Origin of the sequence: Microbispora sp. GKU 823, assembly GCF_002027145.1 — a bacterium.
GTDB lineage: Bacteria > Actinomycetota > Actinomycetes > Streptosporangiales > Streptosporangiaceae > Microbispora > Microbispora siamensis.
Map to the genome: position 1 here is coordinate 1 of NZ_MWJN01000086.1, position 18,277 is coordinate 18,277.

The following is an 18,277-nucleotide window of genomic DNA, read 5'->3' on the forward strand; positions in this document are numbered from 1 at the left end:
ACCTGACACCCCACTCCCAAGCCACGTCCCACCCCACGCGACGTCTCACCCCACGTGACGTCCCACCCCAAGCGGCGTCCTAATCCAGTGACGTCCCATCCCACGTGATGTCCCGCCCAAGCGACGTCCCACCCCAAGTGACGTCCCACTCCACTGCGGCGGCCGGCGAGATGCCGGAACCGGCGGCCGTGGGCACGTCCGCGGCTGGCAAGCGGATGTCGGCCTTCCTGCGCCCGTAGCTTTGCCCCGCCGACGCCGCCCCGTCCTCCGTCGGGCGGCTGGGGATTCTTCGGCCTTTCTACGTCCACACAGACGCCGTGAGCCGACACGCCGTGTCGAGTCCTGAAATTCAGGGGGCGGGGGCCATCGACCGGCCGACTGTATGCGCGAGAGAATCGGCGGGTGCTTCTGGAGAGATCACGGCTGTGGGTGCGCCACTCCCTGCCTGAGAGAGTCCGGGCAACTCTTGCCCGCCGTTCTCGGCCGCGGCTTCCGCACAGTGGCGGACGACGCCCTGTACGCCCTATACGGCCTGCTCGCCGAGCACTGGCACCGGTCACCAGCCAGTGGCGTCGCCGGTGTCTCCCACCGGCCGCGAGGCCGGAGATGCGGTCCGGCATCACCGGCTTCACAACTCTCTCCGCATCTCCGTGCTGCCCTCGTGGAGCGCGAGCAGGTTGCGGATCGGTGCCGCTTCGAAAACCGTGGGCCGGTCGAAATGGTCTCGATATCGGTTCCGCGGGAGGCGCTGCGAGGAAAGAGTTTGCCCTGGTCGGTCCCCTCAATTGCGGTCACTGCCGTTCGCGGACTGGCGCGCGGAGAGCGGTGATCATTCGCTCACGCCGCCGTCGAAAATATTTTCGAAATACGAAATCAGGGCGTCTCGGCGTGCAAATGGATCTTCATTGGCGCCGCCCTGATTCGCGCCTCTCCGGGGCGGCGTACCGGGCTCTACCAGCAAGATCGTATTTCGGGAACCGGGCATCGGCGGCGTCCGTTGTGATCTACTGAAGGCGTGCCGTCGTTCGAGGTGACTGTGAGAAATGTTTGCGAAGGGTTCCATGGGGTAGACGGCTTCGCGAGTTACCCTGGAAGGGCTGACGGAATTGACGATGAAGACACACATGGCCGGCCTCCACATTATCCAGCCAACAACACTTAAACGGCCGGGCGTGTCGGCGGGGGTTCGCTGAATCGTCGATTACGGTCCCGCATGTCGGGACGAGCCCGGAAAAGGACAAGCCGGAAAAGGACGAACCGATGGGGGCTGTGCGCAAGGTGGCGAGCTACCTTGGCCTGGGTGGGGCAGAGCAGTACGACGACGAGACCTATGCCGAGGACGAGTACGAGGACGACTGGATGCCGGCGGCCGAGCGTGCCGCCAAGCGCTGGCAGCCCAACACCGACCCGGCCCGTATTGTCATGGTCCGCCCGCAGAAGTATGACGACGCCCTGACGATCGGCCGTCACTTCCGCGAGGGCCATACGGTGGTCATGGACGTGGCGAGCATGTCGACGGCGGAGGCCACGCGAATGGTGGACTTCGCCGCGGGCTTGGCCTACGGCTGTGAGGGACGTATCGAGCGGATCGCGGACAAGGTCTTTTTGATCACTCCGGCGACGGTGGAGGTCTCCACCGCCTGAACCGGCTGGTGCGAGTCCGAGTCCTGTGCCCGCCGCCCATTGGGTCGGCGGGCACAGTCGTCCGCGGAGCCGGCGCTACGCAATCAGCTTGCGGGCGCCGGCTCAGGCGTCCCTATGCCGCCCGTGGGCCCCGTCGCAGGAGCGTGGACACCTCGGCCAGGTCCCGGGCGGCGGCGGAGGCGCGCTCCTCCGACTCCCTCGCGTACTCGTGCAGGGCCCAGACGGCCTTGTCGGCGAGGTCGGCGAGCTTGCCCGCCCGGTTCTGGACGTACCGCACGTCGGAGTGCTCCCGGACGCGGTGCCGCCACAGCAGATGCCCGCCCACGGCAGCGATCAACAGGCCGACGAGGGCGAGCGGCGGTGAGACCACGAACCCGGCGGCGAGGACGACGACGGCGAGGACCAGGAGGACGTATCCGGGCCAGGGCCGGGTGCGCTTCGGCACGCACTCGGTGACGAGCCGCTGCTCGGCCGCCGCCATCGACTCCTGGTCGGGGCCCTCGGGCCTGAGCTTGATCGGATAGCCGAGGATCGGCACGTCCAGGGTGTCGGGCGGCGGCTCGCTCACCACCTCGACGAGGGACTCCGCCGCCGCCCTGACAGCCGGCGCCGCCACGTGCAGCGCGAGCGCGGCCATGTGGGGATCGGCGTCGGGACCCAGGTCCTGCAGCAGATGCCCGGTGAGCGAGCTCAGCGGCCCTTCCTGGCCACCGTGGCCTGCCAGGGAGCGGAGCACGGCCAGCGGCTCGTCCTCGGCCCACACGGTGCCGCGTACGACCTTGGTGACCTCGCCGGCCTGCCGGGTGGAGGTGATCTCGGTGCAGCGTTCACGCAGACGGCGAAGGGTCGCCGACGCCTGAAGCGACCGCTCGATCTCGGTGACCTTCGCCAGTTCAGGGAACGCCTCCAGAGAGGCGGGCACGGACGTCTCCGGCGGACCGGGCACGAGGGCCTTCAGCCACCGGTCGTCGGTGGCCGGCGCGTCCACCGCGTCGGAGCTTGCGCAGTACGAAGATCTTGCCGACCGGTCCGTACGCCCCGCGGGCGGCGGCGAGCCACAGCGCCCGCTGGCCGGGCGTCACGGGACGGTCCTCGGACAGGTCGCCGAAGGCGGTGCCCAGCCAGGAGGCGTGGATCCGGTCGCCGTGGCCGCAGACGGCGAGGGCCAGACAGAGGAACAGGGCGGTGCGCCGCTCGTCCAACTCGTTGGCCAGGGCCAGCGGTTCCAGGGCGTCCTTGCCGGACATTATGAGGACGAGGGACTCGACGGCGGGCCCCAGCCAGTAGCCCGGCACGTCGGTGATCCCCGGCGGCAGGTCGGGCGCGGTCCCGTCCGCCGCCAGGCTGACGATCAGCGCTTCGGCGTAGCGGTGCAGCTCTGTGGCCTCGGCCAGGTTTCCAGGGTCCGGACTCGTGGTCAGGTCCATGCTCACGCGGAACGCTCCCCGAGGGGTCGGCTGGCACTCCCTTGACCGCGCCAGACTAGACGCTTGGTGCGACAGTCATGGACGAGGCGCGCCGTGGACGAGCCTGACCCGCGGAAACCGGAAGGCCGGGCCGCCCTGCATCGGAGAGCGGCGGTACGAGCGGCCGGCCGTGGTCGCGCGGGGACGCCATCCCCGGCCGCGCAGACGCCATCCCGGGCATCGGAGACGGCGCCTGCGGCCTCCTCGGAGGCGCCGGGAAGACCTTCCTCCGTGTCCGCCGAAGCGGAATCCGGCACCCCGCTCACATCCGCTCGGGGACTTCGATGCCGAGCAGGTCGAGCCCGCGCAGCAGCACACGCAGGGTGAGCGCCGACAGAGCCAGACGCGACTGCCGTACGGACTCCTCCTCGGCCTTGAGGACCGGGCAGCTCTCGTAGAACGAGGTGAACGCCTGGGCCAGGTCGAACAGGTAGTTGCACAGCCGGTGCGGCTCGGACAGCTGGGCGACGGCGGCGACGACCGAGCCGAAGCCGAGCAACTGCAGCGCGAGCGCCCGCTCGGCCGGGTGGCCCAGCGTGATCGGGCCGGTGACCGACTCCGGCTCGATCCCGCCGTTACGGAAGATCGACCGGATGCGGGCGGTGGCGTACTGGAGGTACGGCCCGGTGTTGCCGGTGAGGGCGAGCATGCGGTCGAAGTCGAACACGTACTCGCTGTCGTGGCTGACCGACAGGTCCGCGTACTTGACGGCGCCCATGCCGACCTGGCGCGCGATCTGCCGGCGGGCCTCCGGGTCGTACCCGCGGTCGGCGATGACAGCCTCGGCGCGGACGACGGCCTCGTCCAGCAGGTCGGTGAGCTTGATCGACTCGCCGCTGCGGGTCTTGAACATCTTGCCGTCGCTGCCGAGCACGCTGCCGATCTGGACGTGCTCCGCCTTGACGTCGTCGTGCAGCCAGCCGGCCATCCGCGCCGCGGCGAAGACCATCTGGAAGTGGAGCGACTGGGTGGCGCCCACGACGTACAGGATGCGGTCGGCCTTCAGGTCGCGCACCCGGTAGCGGATCGCGGCGAGGTCGGTCGTGGCGTAGCCGTACCCTCCGTCGCTCTTGCGGACGATGAGCGGCAGCGGCTGGTCGTCGCGGCCCTTGAAGCCGGGCGGGAACACGCACAGCGCGCCCTCGCTGATCTCGGCCACGCCCGTGCGCTCCAGCTCGTCGCATACGTCGGGGAGCATGGGGTTGTACATGCTCTCGCCCGCGATGTCCTCGTCGGTGAGCGTGACGCCGAGCGTCCGGTACACCTTCCGGAAGTAGCGGTTGCTGTACTCGATGAACTCGCGCCACAGGCGCAGGGTCTCCGGGTCGCCACCCTGCAGCAGCGGCACTCTGCGGCGGGACCGCTGCTGGAACTCGGAGTCGTTGTCGAACTTGTGCCGCGCCGCCTGGTAGAAGGCGTTGCCGTCGCCGGCGGCCAGCATGCCGAGCGCCTCCTCCTCGCCGATGTCGAGGAGGTGCTCGATGAGCATGCCGAACTGCGTGCCCCAGTCACCGAGGTGGTTCTGCCGGATCACCTGGTTGCCCAGGTGCTCGTGGGTGCGCGCGAGGGTGTCGCCGACGATCGTGGTGCGCAGGTGGCCGACGTGCATCTCCTTCGCGGCGTTCGGCGCGGAGTAGTCGACGATCACGGTCTGCGGGGCCGGCTGCGGCACGCCGATGCGCTCGTCGAGCAGCCGCCGCGCGGCCTGCTCGGCGATCCAGCCGTCGCGCAGCGTCAGGTTGAGGAACCCGGGCCCGCTGACCTCCACGCTCACGTCGGTCGTGTCGAGGTGATCGGCGATGGCCTGGGCGACCTCCCGCGGGGCACGTCGGAGCCGCTTGGCCAGGCTGAGTGCGACGTTCGCCTGGTAGTCGGCGAACTGGGAGGGCCTGATCAGCGGGTCTTCGGTGGCGTGCTCCGGACCGAAGGCGGAACCCAGCGCCTGCTGGACCCGCTCGGTGAGCACGAGCTGCGGGTCGGTCATGCACCAAGCTTATCGGCGTGCGCCTTCAGCCCGCCGTTCCATATCGGCGGTCACCAGCGGCGGTGCGACTTGTTGGTGGAGGCGATCCGCTCACCGATCCTGGCCACGATGCCCTGGGCCGACAGGCGGGCCGCGAGCTCGCAGGCGGCGGCCACGCCGCGCGCCCGCGACGAGCCGTGTGCGATCACCACGGTGCCGTTGAGGCCGAGCAGTACGGCGCCGCCGTGCGCCTCGGGATCGAGCCGGCCGGCCAGCTCCCGGAGCCGGGCCCGCTGCAGCATCCCGCCGAGCCTGGCCATCCGGCTCTCCGCGAGCGTCTCCCTGAGCTGCTCGAAGGCGTACCGCACGGTGCCCTCGACGGTCTTGAGCGCCACGTTGCCGGTGAACCCGTCGGTGACGACCACGTCGACCTTCCGGATGAGCAGGTCGTGCCCCTCGATGTTCCCGGTGAAGTCGATGCCGGGCGTGGCGGCGAGCAGTTCGTGGGCCCGTTTGGCGAGCTTGTTGCCCTTCTCCACCTCGGCGCCGATCGTGAGCAGGCCGACGCGGGGACGCCGCATGCCGAGCGCCGTCTCGGCGTACGCCACGCCGAGGTGGGCGAACTGCACCAGCATCTCCGGCTTGGCGTCGGCCGTGGCGCCCGCGTCGAGCAGCACGGTCGGCTGGGGCAGGGTCGGCAGGCCGACCGCGATCGCGGGGCGTACGACTCCCTGCTGGGCCCGCAGCCGCAGCCGGCCGGTGGCGACGACGCCCGCAGTCGACCCCGCGGACACGACCGCGCAGGCGTCGCCGCGGCGTACGAGATGGCAGGCGATGGCGATGCTGGAACGGGGCCTTCTCAGGCTCGCCAGCGCGCCCTCGTCCATCGCCAGCGCCTCCTCGGCGCGCACGATGGGGATCTCGGTGACCGCGTCGTGCCGGGCCAGCTCCTGGTAGAGCAGGCGGGGATGGCCGACGAGCACGACGGGCACGTCGCGCTCCCGCACGGCCTGTACGGCTCCCGCGACGATCTCCTCGGGCGCGTTGTCGCCGCCCATGGCGTCGAGGGCCACGGGCAACGCACGGCCGGCGGGCTGCATGGCCGCATCGTAGGCCGTCAGCGAGGGGTCCCGCGGTAGACCACGATCTTGCCGAAGCGCGCGTTGCCGGTGACGCGGATCAGCGGTCCTTCGCCGTCGCCGTTCCCTCCGGTCACCGAGCGCTTCGAGAAGACCGCGCTGCCCTCGTCGACCACCTTGGCGTTGGCCGGGACGGTGACGATGAGCTTGCCGCAGAAGGAGTTCAGCTCCAGCGTCACCTCACGGCCGGGCAGGACCGCGTCGCTGAGATCCACGATCAGCGCGCCGAAGACCGAGCTGAGCTCGGTGTGCCGCCCGGCGACCCAGCGCCCGCGCCGTATGATCTTGCTGAACACGGCGGAGACCCGGTGCCGCTCCGTGGAGAGCGCGGCCGGTGCGTGGGACGCCTCGGGCAGGTCCCTGGTCAGGGGAGCGAGGTCGCCGATGGTCACGGCGCTGTAGGCGGCGTCGAGCCTGTCGGCGTGTTCGACGCTCGTCAGACGGCCGGTGGCCAGCGCCTCGCCGAGGACGGCCGCGATCCGGTCGCGGTCGGCGTCCGAAGCGCGCTGTGCGGGATCGTCGCCCGCGTACGGTGTGAGGGAGGTCACCTCGCCAGCGTAGCTCTTATCGAGATATGTCGCGATAGGGCGGGTTCATGGCCGGCCCCGGTCCGGCCGTGTCGCGATGTCCGTCGGCGCGTCGCTAAAAGTGAGCGGAAAGATCTGCCGCAACGCCTGGGCGCCGTGTTTACCGTCGCTTTCTCCTGAGGCGGGATTGGGGTGACCGCGAAGTGGTCGTCCGATGCTCGATATACCGACTTTCCCGGCGGGCTGTCCGCCGGGCATCCCCTGGTCAGCAGGGCTTTCCGCCGTGATCGGCAGTGATAGAAATGCCGACGTCTTCGTCGGCGTGCTCGCCGACGCACGGGGGTTCTTGGGTTCGTCATTCCCACTCTCGTGAAAAGGAATATGAACCGGGGGCAAGTCAATGAAACGAGTGGTTAGGACAGCCGTCGTCGCCGTCACGATCGGCATCGCCGGCATGCTGGCCGCGCCCGCGCAGGCCGACGTGTGCGCTCAGAAGTGCACCGAGCACCGGGTCGCGACGCTGGCGAGGCTTCTGGCCGATCTGCAGGGCACGGCCGTCGCCGGGGCGACGGGCGGCGTCGTCGCGCAGGCCGACGCGGCCGCCGAGGTGGCGGTGAACCTGACCGCTGACATCAGGGCCGACCTCGTCGCGGTCGCCAATCTCTGCGGCACCGTGACGGCCAGCCTGTCCGCCGAGGCCAACGCGCAGATCAACGCGGCCGCCGACATCGCGGCCGATATCGTGGCCGACGCCGCCGTCACCGTCAACGCCAACGTCGTCGCCAGGCTGGAGGCCCACCTGTCGGCCGCCCTGGTCGCGGTCGCGGACGTCAACGCGGCTCTCGTCGCCAAGGCGAACGTCGCCGCGGGCGTCGTCGCCCAGGTCGGCAAGCCGGTCGTCGCCGTCTCCGGCCAGACCGCCGCCGCCGTGGACGCCTCGGCCGCGGCCGTCGCCGGCGTGGGCGCCGCGGTCCGCGCCGGGCTCAACGTCACCGCGAGGCTCAACGCTCTGCTCAGTCTCAAGGGCGCCGTCGCGGCGACCGCCGGCAGCGCGGGCGGCCTGCTGGCGCTGGTGCCGTGCGACACTCCGGCCGACCGCGCCATGAGCAGCACCCAGACCGACGGCCGCCGAGGCCGCCGCCCAGGCCGACGCCCACGCCGGCGCGGTCACCAAGACCGTCAGGAACACCACGGACGCTCCGGCGCAGGGAGCCGCCGCGACGACGGGGGCGCGGCCGAGCTCGCCACCTCCGCGTCGGCCACGGCCGACGCCGCCGCGTCGAGCGCGGTCTCGTCCGCCCCGGGCACGGTGGCCGACGTCGCGCCGCCGACCGCACGCCAGGGTGGGTACGGCAGGTGACCCACGCCTGAGGCCTCCGTCGCCGTCGAGCCGGCACGCCGGGTGGCACCGGAGGTCCCGGGGTACGGCAGGACCATCGGAAAGACGTCGATGACGAAAGCGGCCGGCGCCCCCCGAGGGAGCGCCGGCCGTCCGTTGTCACGCCAAGGTGCACACGCCGCAGTGCGTCGACGCGGGGGCGGCAGGCGCCAGGGCGCACGTGGCAGGGTTCGGCCAACCCCTCAGTTGGGCGAGTTCGGCGAGTCGAAACAGGCGCGCAGGTGGGTGCGCCTGGCGATCTGGGCCTGCAGGCGGGCCATCTGCCAGTGCAGCTCGATGAGCTGCTCGGCGATCAGCCCGACGGGAAGCTCCGAGGGATCTTCGGCGGCCAGATTGTCGATCGCCGTCGCCAGGTCGCTCATCCGTCCCTCCCCTATGTCGAATCTCCGTTCGAATCATAGTGGAACGAGCGGCCCTCCCGCATCAGGTTTCGTACACAGGTGCGATGTAGCCGCGGGCGAGGGTGTTGGCGGTGATGTTGAAGCCGACCACGGCCGGCGGCGTGTCGGTGTCCACGCCGAGGGACTCCACGCCCAGGGCGTGCACGGCGAACAGGTAGCGGTGCGGGTGACCGGGTGGTGGCGCCGCTCCGCCGTACTCCTTGGTGCTGAAGTCGTTGCGCGCGTGCTTGGCGCCCTCCGGCAGCCCCTTGAAGTCGGGGCCGTTGCCCGCGCCGGCCGGCAGCTCGGTGACGGTGGCCGGGATGTCGTACAGCACCCAGTGCCAGAAGCCGCTGCCCGTGGGCGCGTCCGGGTCGAAGCAGGTGACGGCGTAGCTCTTGGTGCCCTCGGGGGCGCCCGACCAGCGCAGATGCGGGGAGACGTTCTGCCCGCCCATGCCCCAGTCGTTGAACACGTGGGCCTCGGGGAGCCGCTCGCCGTCGCGGACGTCGTCGCTTTCGACGGTCAGCGCGGGCACCTCGGGCAGATGGTCGTACGGGATCGGTGGCGGCGTCGGCACGGTCGCCCCTCCGTTTCTCTCAGGCCTTGTTGTACGCCTCCAGGACCTCCTGGGGGTCGCCTTCCATTCTGATCTTTCCCTTGTGCAGCCAGATCACCCGGTTGCACGTCTCCTCGATCACGTCGAGGTTGTGGGCGACCAGGAAGACCGTGCCGGCGGACTCGCGCATCTGCTTGATGCGCTGCTGGCTCTTCTTCTTGAACTCGCGGTCACCGGTGGCGAGGGCCTCGTCGATGAGCAGCACGTCGTGCGTCTTGGCGGAGGAGATGGCGAAGCGCAGCCGGGCGCCCATGCCGGACGAGTACGTCGACATGGGGAACTGGACGAAGTCTCCGATGCCGGAGAAGTCCACGATCTCGTCGTACTTCTCGCGCACCTCGTTCGGCGTCATGCCCATCGCGTAGCAGCCGAGGATGATGTTGCGCTCGCCCGTCAGCTCCTTCATGAGGGCCGCGTTGACGCCGAGGAGTGACGGCTGGCCGTTGGTGTAGACGGCGCCCTTGTGCGGGGGCAGGAGACCGGCGATCGCGCGCAGCAGCGTCGACTTGCCCGAGCCGTTGCGGCCGATGATGCCGATGGCGTCGCCGTGGTGGGCGACGAAGCTCACGCCCTTGACGGCGTGGACCTCCTTCATCTGCGGCCGGCCCTGCCGCCGGAGGATGCGCATCAGCGCGCTGGCCGCGTTGCCCTTCTCGGCGTCGCTGGCCGAGCCGTACACCTTGTAGACGATGTGGAGGTCGTCGACGATGACGGTCGGCGTTCCGACCTCGACATCGTTGGAGTTCTGCGTCTCGGGGTGCTGCGTCTTCGAGTCTTGGGGCGCCACCTGCGACAGCTCCTTGGTCAGCTCAGCCACGGCCGTACCTCTCCTCGGCCCGCCAGAAGTACCAGAAGCCGACGATCAGTGCGAACACTGCCCAGAATAGACAGGTAACCCACGCCCAGCGCTCGGGGAACCGCTGGTAGATCAGCAGGTCGCGCATGAACTCGATGTAGGCGGCGGCGGGGTTGAACTCCAGTGCCCAGCGGAGGAAGTCCGGCAGATCCTTGGTGCGGTCGTCGATCTCGTAGAAGACGCCGGAGGCGTACAGCCAGGTGCGGGTGATGAACGGCAGCAGCTGGTTCATGTCCCGCATGAACGCGCCGAGGCGGGCCATGAACATGCCCATGCCGATGTTGAAGACGAGCTGCATGAGCAGCGTGACGGGGATCAGCAGCCAGAGCCAGCTCACCGGCTCCCCGGTGACCAGCACCAGGAGGAGGAGCACGGCCATGGAGTAGCCGAGCTGCTGGAGCTCCTGGATCGTGTACGCCAGCGGGAGGGCGCCCCGCGGGAAGTGGAGCGCCCGGATGAGGGAGAGGTTCGACGAGATGGACTTGGCGCCGCTGATCACCGTGCGCTGGGTGAAGGTGAATACCATGACCCCGGTGATGAGGAACGCCGGGTAGTTCTCGATCGACTTGCTCTGCCCGAGGATGACGCCGAACATCAGCCAGTACACCGCGGCGTTGAGCAGCGGGGTCAGCACCTGCCAGAGCTGCCCGAGCATCGACTCGGAATACTTCGAGACGTTGCGCGAGGTGGCGTACGTGAGGATGAAGTGCCGCCGGTCCCACAGTTGGCGCAGGTAGGCGGGCATGCTGGGGCGTGCGATGGCGCGTCGTAGTCCGTGACGCTCGGCGAGCGCGGCCAGCGACTCCGGGGCTCGGCCGCCACCCTGGGCCTCCGCGAGCGCGGATTCCGGCTGGCTCATGGCATGGACTCTATTGGATGGAGGTCGGTGGGACGGCTGTCGCACCGAACGTGGCTGCGACTGGTCAAAGGTAGCCCAGGACATCCTGATCCGGGGACCGGGGCGCGGGTGTCGCCCTCACCCTTGGCCAAAGGACTCGCCGCCTGTCGGTATATGTACTCTAAAGGGGAGTTTGATGCCGTGCTGGGCATTTAAGGTTGGGCTCACAGGAATGTGTGTGACGCCCGACTGACGCACGTGTGACCGAACTGCAACGTGCCGGAGACTCCTCTGGTGCGTCCGGTAAGGGATGCTCCGGACGACTGGCAGGACGTCAGCTGGTTTGACGATGCCCGGCAAACCGGGTGCCAACCAGCGCGAACGCCCATCCTTAGAGGGAGGACCAATCCACTATGCGCGTGACTAAGGGCGCAAAGATCGCCACCGGCACCGCGCTGCTTGCGCTCGGCGTCGCCGCGTGCGGCGGGGGCGGCGGCTCCAGTAGCGGCGGCGGGGACAACCCCCGGGCCGCCACGGGGACCGTCTACATCCGTGGTTGTGAGCCGCAGACCGGCTTCGTCCCCGGAAACATCAACGAGACCTGTGGTGGCACGATCAACGAGTTCGTGTACAGCCGCCTCGTCAAGTACAACTCGGACACGGCCGCTCCCGAGCTCGACCAGGCGGAGTCGATCGAGACCACCGACAACAAGGTGTGGACGATCAAGCTCAAGCCCGGTCTGAAGTGGACCGACGGCACGCCGGTCACCGCGAAGAACTACGTCGACGCCTGGAACTACACCGCCTACTCGCCGAACGCGCAGCTCGGCAGCTTCTGGTTCGGCGACATCGTGGGCTTCGACAAGGTCAACACCGCCGACCCCGACGGCCCCGACGGGCCGAAGGAGGCTCCGAAGCCGGAGACCGACAAGCTGGAGGGCCTGGAGGTCGTCGACGACCTCACCTTCAAGGTGACGCTGACCGCGCCCGTCGCCGTGTTCCGCACCAAGCTCGGCTACACGAGCTTCGCGGCGCTTCCCGACGCCTTCTTCAAGGACCCGAAGGGCTTCGCGCAGAAGCCGGTCACCAACGGTCCTTTCAAGTTCGTGCAGTGGGACCACAACTCGCAGATCATCGTCGAGGCGAACCCCGACTACCCCGGGCCGGAGAAGCCCAAGGTCAAGAAGATCGTCTACAAGATGTACAAGGACGACAACGCGGCGTACGCGGACCTGGTCTCCAACAACCTCGACTTCACCGAGCTGATCCCGCCGTCGGCCCTCGCCGGCGACAAGTGGAAGACCGACCTCGGCGACCGCGCGATCGACGGCCAGCAGGGCGTCATCCAGACGATCACCTTCCCGCTGTACGACAAGGAGTTCGGCGGCAACGCGGACTTCCGCAAGGCCGTGTCGTACGCGATCGACCGGAAGACGATCACCGACAAGATCTTCAACAAGGGCCGCGTGCCCATCAACGGCTGGGTCTCCCCGATCGTCGAGGGCTTCAAGGACGGCGCCTGCGGCGACCTGTGCACCTACAACCCCGCCAAGGCCAAGGAGTACCTCGCCAAGGCCAAGTCCGAGGGCTACACCCCGCCGGCCGAGTTCCCGATCTGGTCCAACGCCGACGGCACCCACAAGGAGTGGATCGAGGCCACGGTCAACAGCATCAACCAGGCCTTCGGTCCCGACGCCGGCGTGAAGTTCGTGCACAAGGACATGCCCACCTTCGCCGAGCTGCGTGACACCATCACCCAGCACAAGATCAAGGGCGCGTTCCGCACCGGCTGGCAGATGGACTACCCGCACATCGAGAACTTCCTGAACCCGCTGTACAAGACCGGCGCCTCCTCCAACGACGGTCTCTACAGCAACAAGGAGCTCGACAAGAAGCTCCACGAGGCCGACACCGCCACCGACCCGGCCCAGGCCAACGCCCTCTATCAGCAGGCCGAGGCTATGCTGCAGCAGGACATGCCCGCGATTCCGCTGTGGTCGTACGGTCTGCAGGCCGGCACCTCCAAGTGGGTGACCGGCGTGAAGGTCACCCCCTTCGGCGTGCTCGACCCGCTGTCGATCGCGATCAAGGAAGCGTAGGGACAGCTCGTAGGTGAACCCCCCGAGGCCGGTTCCCCACCGGGGCCGGCCTCGTGGGCTGTCCATTCGCGATCCCCCGTGTTGACCCACGGGGGGCGCATGTACGACCTTTAGCGTCAGATCGGAGGTGCGCATGGGCCGATACGCGATCCGGCGCCTGCTGCAACTCGTGCCTGTCGTGCTGGGCACGACCTTCATCATCAACTACATGGTCTGGCAGCTTCCGGGTGACCCGTTCGCCGGGAGATGCGGCCAGCGGCCCTGTCCGGACAGCTATGTCACGGCCATGCGCGAGCAGTTCGGGCTGGACCAGCCCATCCTGGTGCAGTACTGGAGCTTCCTGAAGAACCTGCTCACCGGGAACCTGGGCACCGACTTCAACGGCGTGTCCGTCGCGACCCAGCTCGGCGACGCCTGGCCGATCACCATCAGGCTCGCGCTGATGGCGGTGCTCTTCGAGGCGATCATCGGAATCGGCGCCGGCGTGCTGTCGGGGCTCAAGCGCGGCGGCTTCCTCGACAACGTGGTGACGATCTCCACGCTGTTCCTGCTGTCGCTGCCCATCTTCGTCACCGGTTATCTGCTGCAGTGGATCCTCGGTGTCCAGTTCCACGTGATCGAGCCGACCGTGTCGGACGAGGCGACGGTCCCCGAGCTGATCGTCCCGGCGCTGGTGCTGGCCAGCCTCAACATGGCGTTCACCGCGCGGCTCACCCGTACGAGCATCGTGGAGAACCTGCGGGCCGACTACGTGCGTACGGCCGTGGCCAAGGGACTGAGCAACCGGCGGGTGGTCGGGATCCACCTGCTGCGCAACTCGCTCATCCCGGTGCTGACGTTCCTCGGCACCGAGGTCGGCTCGCTGATGTCCGGCGCCATCATCACCGAGGGCATCTTCAACATCCACGGCATCGGCGGCCTGCTGTGGCGGGCCATCAACGGCCAGGACTACACGATCGTGGTCCCCGTGGCCACGCTGCTCGTGCTCGTGTACCTGCTCTCCAACCTGCTCGTCGACCTCCTCTACGGCGTGCTCGACCCGAGGATCCGCTATGAGTGACCCGACCGCGACGCAAGATCTGATCAAGGGCGCGGACGAGCCGACGGCGAGCCCGGTCGCGGTCCGGGACAGCCAGCGCAGCCTCTGGCGCGACACGTGGGACATCCTGAAGCGGCGCAAGATCTTCTGGATCTCGCTCGTGATGCTGGTCGTGTTCCTCCTGATGGCGGCCTTCCCGTCGCTGTTCACGCACAAGGACCCGGAGTACGCCACGCTCGCCAAGAGCATGGAGCTGCCGAGCTCGGACGCGTGGTTCGGCTACGACCTTCAGGGGCGCGACGTCTACGCCCGCGCGGTGTACGGCGCCCGCACCTCGATCATCGTGGGTGTGCTGGCCACGCTGGCCACCGTCCTGCTCGGCGGCCTGACGGGCGTGCTGGCGGCCTACTTCGGGCGCTGGCTCGACGCGATCATCTCCCGCGTCGGCGAGATGTTCCTCGGCCTGCCGTACGTGCTGGGCGCGATCATCATCCTCGGCACCATCGCGCCGGCCCAGTCGAACCCCGGCAAGGCGACGATCATGGCGGTCGTCATCGTCGTGCTCGCCCTGCTGGGCTGGCCGATCCTGATGCGCATCGCCCGCTCGGCCGTCATCCAGGCCAAGCACCAGGACTACGTGCAGGCCGCCAGGGCGCTCGGAGCCGGACCGCTGCGGATCATCTTCAGGCACCTCCTGCCGAACTCGCTGGCGCCGATCCTCGTGTACGCGACGATCACGATCGGCAGCTACATCGGCGCCGAGGCCACGCTGTCGCTGCTCGGCATCGGCCTGCGCTCGCCGGTCATCTCCTGGGGCATCGCGATCGCCGACCACGCCTCGTACATCAGGACCGCGCCGCACGCCATGTTCTTCCCGGCCGCGTTCCTGTCCCTGTGCGTGCTGACCTTCGTCATGCTCGGCGAAGCCGTACGCGACGCCCTCGACCCGAAGCTTCGATGAGGAGGCACAGCGAGTGACGGAAGTGCTTTCCGAGCAGGTGGGCAGAGGCTCCCACAGCGGCGCCCTGCTGGAGGTGGACGACCTCCACGTCGAGTTCCGCACCCGGGCGGGCGTGGCCAAGGCCGTCAACGGCGTGACCTACAGCGTGGACGCCGGCGAGACGCTGGCCGTGCTGGGCGAGTCGGGCTCGGGCAAGAGCGTCACCGCCCAGACCATCATGGGCATCCTCGACATGCCCCCGGGGAAGATCACCGGGGGCGAGATCCGCTTCCGGGGCGTCGACCTGCTCAAGCTCCCCGAGGACCAGCGCAGGAGGGTCCGCGGGGAGGGCATCTCCATGGTCTTCCAGGACGCGCTGTCCGCGCTGAACCCGGTCTTCCCGGTCGGCTGGCAGATCGCCGAGATGTTCCGCATGCACCGCGGCACGTCGCGGGCCGAGGCCAAGAAGAAGGCCGTCGAGCTGATGGACCGGGTCAGGATCCCGGCCGCCAAGGACCGGGTCAACGACTTCCCGCACCAGTTCTCCGGCGGCATGCGGCAGCGCATCATGATCGCCATGGCGATCGCGCTCGACCCGGAGATCCTGATCGCGGACGAGCCGACCACCGCGCTCGACGTGACCGTCCAGGCCCAGATCATGGGCCTGCTCGCGGAACTGCAGCGCGACAGCAACATGGGCCTGATCCTGATCACCCACGACCTCGGCGTCGTCGCCGACGTCGCGGACAAGATCGCGGTCATGTACGGCGGGCGCATCGTCGAGAACGCCCCGGTGCACGACCTGTACAAGAACCCGGCCCACCCCTACTCCAAGGGGCTGCTGGAGTCGATCCCCCGGGTGGACCAGAAGGGCCAGGAGCTCTACGCGATCAAGGGCCTGCCGCCCAACCTGCTGGAGATGCCGACGGGCTGCGCCTTCCACCCGCGGTGCCCGTACCGGCGGGAGAACTGCGTGACCGACGTGCCCCCGCTGTACACGATCAGTGGCACCCGCGGCAGCGCCTGCCACTACTGGAGGGAGGTCATCGATGAAGGCGAACACTGAGTCGATCCTCGAAGTCCGCGACCTGGTCAAGCACTTCCCGCTCACCCAGGGCATCGTCGTCAAGCGGCAGATCGGCGCGATCAAGGCCGTTGACGGGGTCTCCTTCGACCTGCACCGGGGTGAGACGCTCGGAATCGTCGGCGAGTCGGGCTGTGGCAAGTCCACCCTGGCCAAGCTGCTGATGGCGCTGGAGCGGCCCACGTCGGGCTCCGTGCGCGTCCACGGCAGGGACATCACCACGGCCAGGGGCGCCGAGCTCAAGCGGATGCGCCGCAACATCCAGATGGTGATGCAGGACCCCTACACCTCGCTGAACCCGCGGATGACCGTCGGCGACATCGTGGGGGAGCCGTTCGAGATCCACTCGGACGTCGTGCCGAAGGGCGGCCGGCGGCGCCGGGTGCAGGAACTGCTGGAGGTGGTCGGCCTCAACCCCGACCACATCAACCGCTACCCGCACCAGTTCTCCGGCGGCCAGCGCCAGCGCATCGGCATCGCCCGCGGCCTGGCGCTCCAGCCTGAGATCATCATCTGCGACGAGCCGGTCTCCGCGCTCGACGTGTCGATCCAGGCCCAGGTCATGAACCTGTTGGAGCGGCTGCAGAACGAGTTCGACCTCGCCTACATCTTCATCGCGCACGACCTGTCGGTGGTCCGCCACATCTCCGACCGGGTCGCGGTGATGTACCTCGGCAAGATCGTCGAGCTGGGCAGCGACGCCGAGATCTACGACAGCCCGACGCACCCGTACACCCAGGCGCTGCTGTCGGCCGTCCCGGTGCCCGACCCCGAGGGCCGGGAGACCCGCCAGCGGATCATCCTGCAGGGCGACCCGCCCTCACCGGCCAACCCGCCCTCGGGCTGCCACTTCCGCACGCGGTGCTGGAAGGCGCAGGACATCTGCGCCGAGCAGACGCCCGCGCTGGAGGCGCGCCCGGGCAGCGGCCACCCCAGCGCCTGCCACTTCGCGGAGGCCCGCGACGTGGTGAACGCCCAGTAGAACCAACCGGCCGGGTCAGCGCCCGGGCGACAGCCGTACGTGCGCGCCCGGGGGCAGACCCAGGCGGTCGGCGGCGTCGCCGGCGTTGATCGCCATCGCGACCAGGCCGGCGGAGTCGGCGAACGCCACCAGGTCGCCGGGCGGCACGGCGGTGAACGTCTCCCGGAACGGCACGGCGACCTGGCGGCGCCCGAGCCACACGGCGATGGTGTCGCCGAGCCGTACGCCGAGTTCGGCCAGGTCGGAGGCGGTGATCGACAACTGGACGTTGCCGTGCCTGTCCACCGACAGCACCTCGCCCTCGGCCGCGCCGTCGCGCAACCGGCAGGTCGGCGCGGGCAGGGTCACCAGGCGCTCCACCGGCATCGGCGGCCCCACGTCGGCGACCGCGCGTCCGGCGCACAGGTGGGCGGCCACCGGGGCGTACAGGTCCCGTCCCGGGAAGGTCGGTGAGACGCTCGCCAGGAACAGGTCCTTGTTCGTTATGTCGTAGGCCGCCTCGGCGCCTCCCGCGGCGCGGACGGCCCACGACAGGATGCCGTTGTCCGGGCCGAGGAACACCCGTCCCCCCGCCTCCACGGCGACCGCGCGCCGGTTCACGCCCACGGCGGGATCGACGACCGCGAGATGGACGCCGGCCGGCAGGTAGGGCAGGGTCTGCGCGAGGATGGCCGCGCCGCGCCGTACGTCCCCGGCGGGGACGAGATGACCCACGTCGATGATCCGAGCCTGCGGAGCGATGCCCGCGATCACGCCGTGGCACGCGGCGACGAACCCGTCCTCCAGCCCGTAGTCGGTCAGAAGCGTGATTACAGAGCTCACACCACGTGACATTACGTCCGTCCTGCCCGGCCTGAACACCCCGGGTTCGTCTCGCGGGCTTGGCATTACCATGGGACGGGCTCGCGAGCCGATCGAGGAGGAGCGGATGGACACCGAACCGGCCGGCGGCGACGGGCTCGACCTCTCGGACCGCGACCGCGAGATGCTCGCGTTCGAGCGCCAGTGGTGGCGTTACGCGGGCGCCAAGGAACAGGCGATCAGGGAGGCCTTCGGCATCTCGGCGACCCGGTATTACCAGTTACTCGGGGAGCTGATCGACCGGCCCGAGGCGCTCGAGCACGACCCCATGCTCGTCAAGCGGCTGCGCCGGATGAGAGCCGGCCGGCGGCGCGACCGCTCGGCCCGCCGCTTCGGACTGAACTCCTGATTCCCATTGGTTTCTCCCCTTCCACGCATGAGCCCCGCTCCCGGGGCATGAGGCCGTCGAGGCGTACGCACGTGACCCCCTTCGGAGTGAGG

18 protein-coding genes are annotated in these 18,277 nt (G+C 69.2%); 8 read left to right on the forward strand and 10 right to left on the reverse strand.

Going from position 1 to position 18,277, the window contains the following annotated elements:
* Positions 1-1,260 precede the first annotated feature (1,260 nt).
* Positions 1,261-1,644: a cell division protein SepF gene (locus B1L11_RS33025; protein WP_079319278.1), complete on the forward strand. Its 384-nt coding sequence runs from the start codon at positions 1,261-1,263 to the stop codon at positions 1,642-1,644.
* Positions 1,645-1,756: 112 nt separating this feature from the next.
* Here B1L11_RS33025 and B1L11_RS52515 read toward each other — a convergent pair whose 3' ends face one another.
* The 5 genes from B1L11_RS52515 to B1L11_RS33045 form a co-directional block, all read right to left on the reverse strand.
* Positions 1,757-2,566 (reverse strand): hypothetical protein, encoded by an 810-nt coding sequence (locus B1L11_RS52515; RefSeq protein WP_256863094.1) that lies wholly within the window; start codon positions 2,564-2,566, stop codon positions 1,757-1,759.
* Entirely contained in the window at positions 2,538-3,077 is a 540-nt protein-coding gene (locus B1L11_RS52520) for a hypothetical protein (protein WP_256863095.1), read from the reverse strand. The genes B1L11_RS52515 and B1L11_RS52520 overlap by 29 nt, the downstream gene beginning before the upstream one ends.
* A gap of 295 nt (positions 3,078-3,372) precedes the next feature.
* Entirely contained in the window at positions 3,373-5,094 is a 1,722-nt protein-coding gene (gene argS, locus B1L11_RS33035; protein WP_079319279.1) for an arginine--tRNA ligase, read from the reverse strand.
* Between the two features lie 50 nt (positions 5,095-5,144).
* A complete protein-coding gene (plsX, locus tag B1L11_RS33040; RefSeq protein WP_079319280.1) occupies positions 5,145-6,173 on the reverse strand; it encodes a phosphate acyltransferase PlsX in 1,029 nt (342 codons plus the stop codon).
* 17 nt (positions 6,174-6,190) lie between these two features.
* On the reverse strand, positions 6,191-6,760 hold the full coding sequence (locus tag B1L11_RS33045) for a DUF1707 domain-containing protein (RefSeq protein ID WP_079319281.1): 570 nt from the start codon (positions 6,758-6,760) through the stop codon (positions 6,191-6,193).
* Positions 6,761-7,148: 388 nt separating this feature from the next.
* On the opposite strand from B1L11_RS33045, the gene B1L11_RS33050 reads away from it, so the two are divergent.
* On the forward strand, positions 7,149-8,099 hold the full coding sequence (locus B1L11_RS33050; RefSeq protein ID WP_079319282.1) for a hypothetical protein: 951 nt from the start codon (positions 7,149-7,151) through the stop codon (positions 8,097-8,099).
* Positions 8,100-8,320: 221 nt separating this feature from the next.
* Here the strand turns inward: B1L11_RS33050 and B1L11_RS33055 are convergent, their stop codons facing one another.
* From B1L11_RS33055 to B1L11_RS33070, 4 genes are all read right to left on the reverse strand, one after another.
* Positions 8,321-8,500 carry a hypothetical protein gene (locus B1L11_RS33055; protein WP_079319283.1) on the reverse strand — a complete coding sequence of 60 codons (180 nt, stop codon included), beginning with the start codon at positions 8,498-8,500 and terminating at the stop codon, positions 8,321-8,323.
* Positions 8,501-8,561: 61 nt separating this feature from the next.
* Positions 8,562-9,098: a YbhB/YbcL family Raf kinase inhibitor-like protein gene (locus tag B1L11_RS33060; protein WP_079319284.1), complete on the reverse strand. Its 537-nt coding sequence runs from the start codon at positions 9,096-9,098 to the stop codon at positions 8,562-8,564.
* A 19-nt stretch (positions 9,099-9,117) separates the two neighbouring features.
* Positions 9,118-9,846, reverse strand: a complete 729-nt coding sequence (locus tag B1L11_RS33065; protein ID WP_256863100.1) for an ABC transporter ATP-binding protein — start codon at positions 9,844-9,846, stop codon at positions 9,118-9,120.
* A 100-nt stretch (positions 9,847-9,946) separates the two neighbouring features.
* Complete coding sequence (locus B1L11_RS33070; RefSeq protein ID WP_079319286.1) at positions 9,947-10,852, reverse strand: ABC transporter permease; 906 nt, start codon at positions 10,850-10,852, stop codon at positions 9,947-9,949.
* Positions 10,853-11,250: 398 nt separating this feature from the next.
* Between B1L11_RS33070 and B1L11_RS33075 the strand changes: the two genes are divergently transcribed.
* From B1L11_RS33075 to B1L11_RS33095, 5 genes are all read left to right on the forward strand, one after another.
* Positions 11,251-12,930, forward strand: a complete 1,680-nt coding sequence (locus tag B1L11_RS33075; protein ID WP_218671473.1) for an ABC transporter substrate-binding protein — start codon at positions 11,251-11,253, stop codon at positions 12,928-12,930.
* Between the two features lie 133 nt (positions 12,931-13,063).
* Positions 13,064-13,990, forward strand: a complete 927-nt coding sequence (locus B1L11_RS33080; RefSeq protein ID WP_079319288.1) for an ABC transporter permease — start codon at positions 13,064-13,066, stop codon at positions 13,988-13,990.
* Positions 13,983-14,930 (forward strand): ABC transporter permease, encoded by a 948-nt coding sequence (locus B1L11_RS33085; RefSeq protein WP_079319289.1) that lies wholly within the window; start codon positions 13,983-13,985, stop codon positions 14,928-14,930. The genes B1L11_RS33080 and B1L11_RS33085 overlap by 8 nt, the downstream gene beginning before the upstream one ends.
* Positions 14,931-14,943: 13 nt before the next feature.
* A complete protein-coding gene (locus tag B1L11_RS33090) occupies positions 14,944-15,975 on the forward strand; it encodes an ABC transporter ATP-binding protein (protein WP_179155440.1) in 1,032 nt (343 codons plus the stop codon).
* Positions 15,959-16,975 (forward strand): ABC transporter ATP-binding protein, encoded by a 1,017-nt coding sequence (locus tag B1L11_RS33095; RefSeq protein WP_079319290.1) that lies wholly within the window; start codon positions 15,959-15,961, stop codon positions 16,973-16,975. Before B1L11_RS33090 ends, B1L11_RS33095 begins: the two co-directional genes overlap by 17 nt.
* 15 nt (positions 16,976-16,990) lie before the next feature.
* Here the strand turns inward: B1L11_RS33095 and B1L11_RS33100 are convergent, their stop codons facing one another.
* Positions 16,991-17,797 (reverse strand): S-adenosyl-l-methionine hydroxide adenosyltransferase family protein, encoded by an 807-nt coding sequence (locus B1L11_RS33100; RefSeq protein WP_256863096.1) that lies wholly within the window; start codon positions 17,795-17,797, stop codon positions 16,991-16,993.
* Between the two features lie 106 nt (positions 17,798-17,903).
* On the opposite strand from B1L11_RS33100, the gene B1L11_RS33105 reads away from it, so the two are divergent.
* Positions 17,904-18,185 (forward strand): DUF3263 domain-containing protein, encoded by a 282-nt coding sequence (locus B1L11_RS33105; protein WP_079319307.1) that lies wholly within the window; start codon positions 17,904-17,906, stop codon positions 18,183-18,185.
* Positions 18,186-18,277: the final 92 nt, after the last annotated feature.

Coding starts and splice junctions, on each gene's coding strand:
- B1L11_RS33025 (WP_079319278.1), top strand. CDS start 1,261: ATGGGGGCTGTGCGCAAGGTGGCGAGCTACCTTGGCCTGGGTGGGGCA.
- argS (WP_079319279.1), bottom strand. CDS start 5,094: ATGACCGACCCGCAGCTCGTGCTCACCGAGCGGGTCCAGCAGGCGCTG.
- plsX (WP_079319280.1), bottom strand. CDS start 6,173: ATGCAGCCCGCCGGCCGTGCGTTGCCCGTGGCCCTCGACGCCATGGGC.
- B1L11_RS33055 (WP_079319283.1), bottom strand. CDS start 8,500: ATGAGCGACCTGGCGACGGCGATCGACAATCTGGCCGCCGAAGATCCC.
- B1L11_RS33070 (WP_079319286.1), bottom strand. CDS start 10,852: ATGAGCCAGCCGGAATCCGCGCTCGCGGAGGCCCAGGGTGGCGGCCGA.
- B1L11_RS33080 (WP_079319288.1), top strand. CDS start 13,064: ATGGGCCGATACGCGATCCGGCGCCTGCTGCAACTCGTGCCTGTCGTG.
- B1L11_RS33085 (WP_079319289.1), top strand. CDS start 13,983: ATGAGTGACCCGACCGCGACGCAAGATCTGATCAAGGGCGCGGACGAG.
- B1L11_RS33095 (WP_079319290.1), top strand. CDS start 15,959: ATGAAGGCGAACACTGAGTCGATCCTCGAAGTCCGCGACCTGGTCAAG.
- B1L11_RS33105 (WP_079319307.1), top strand. CDS start 17,904: ATGGACACCGAACCGGCCGGCGGCGACGGGCTCGACCTCTCGGACCGC.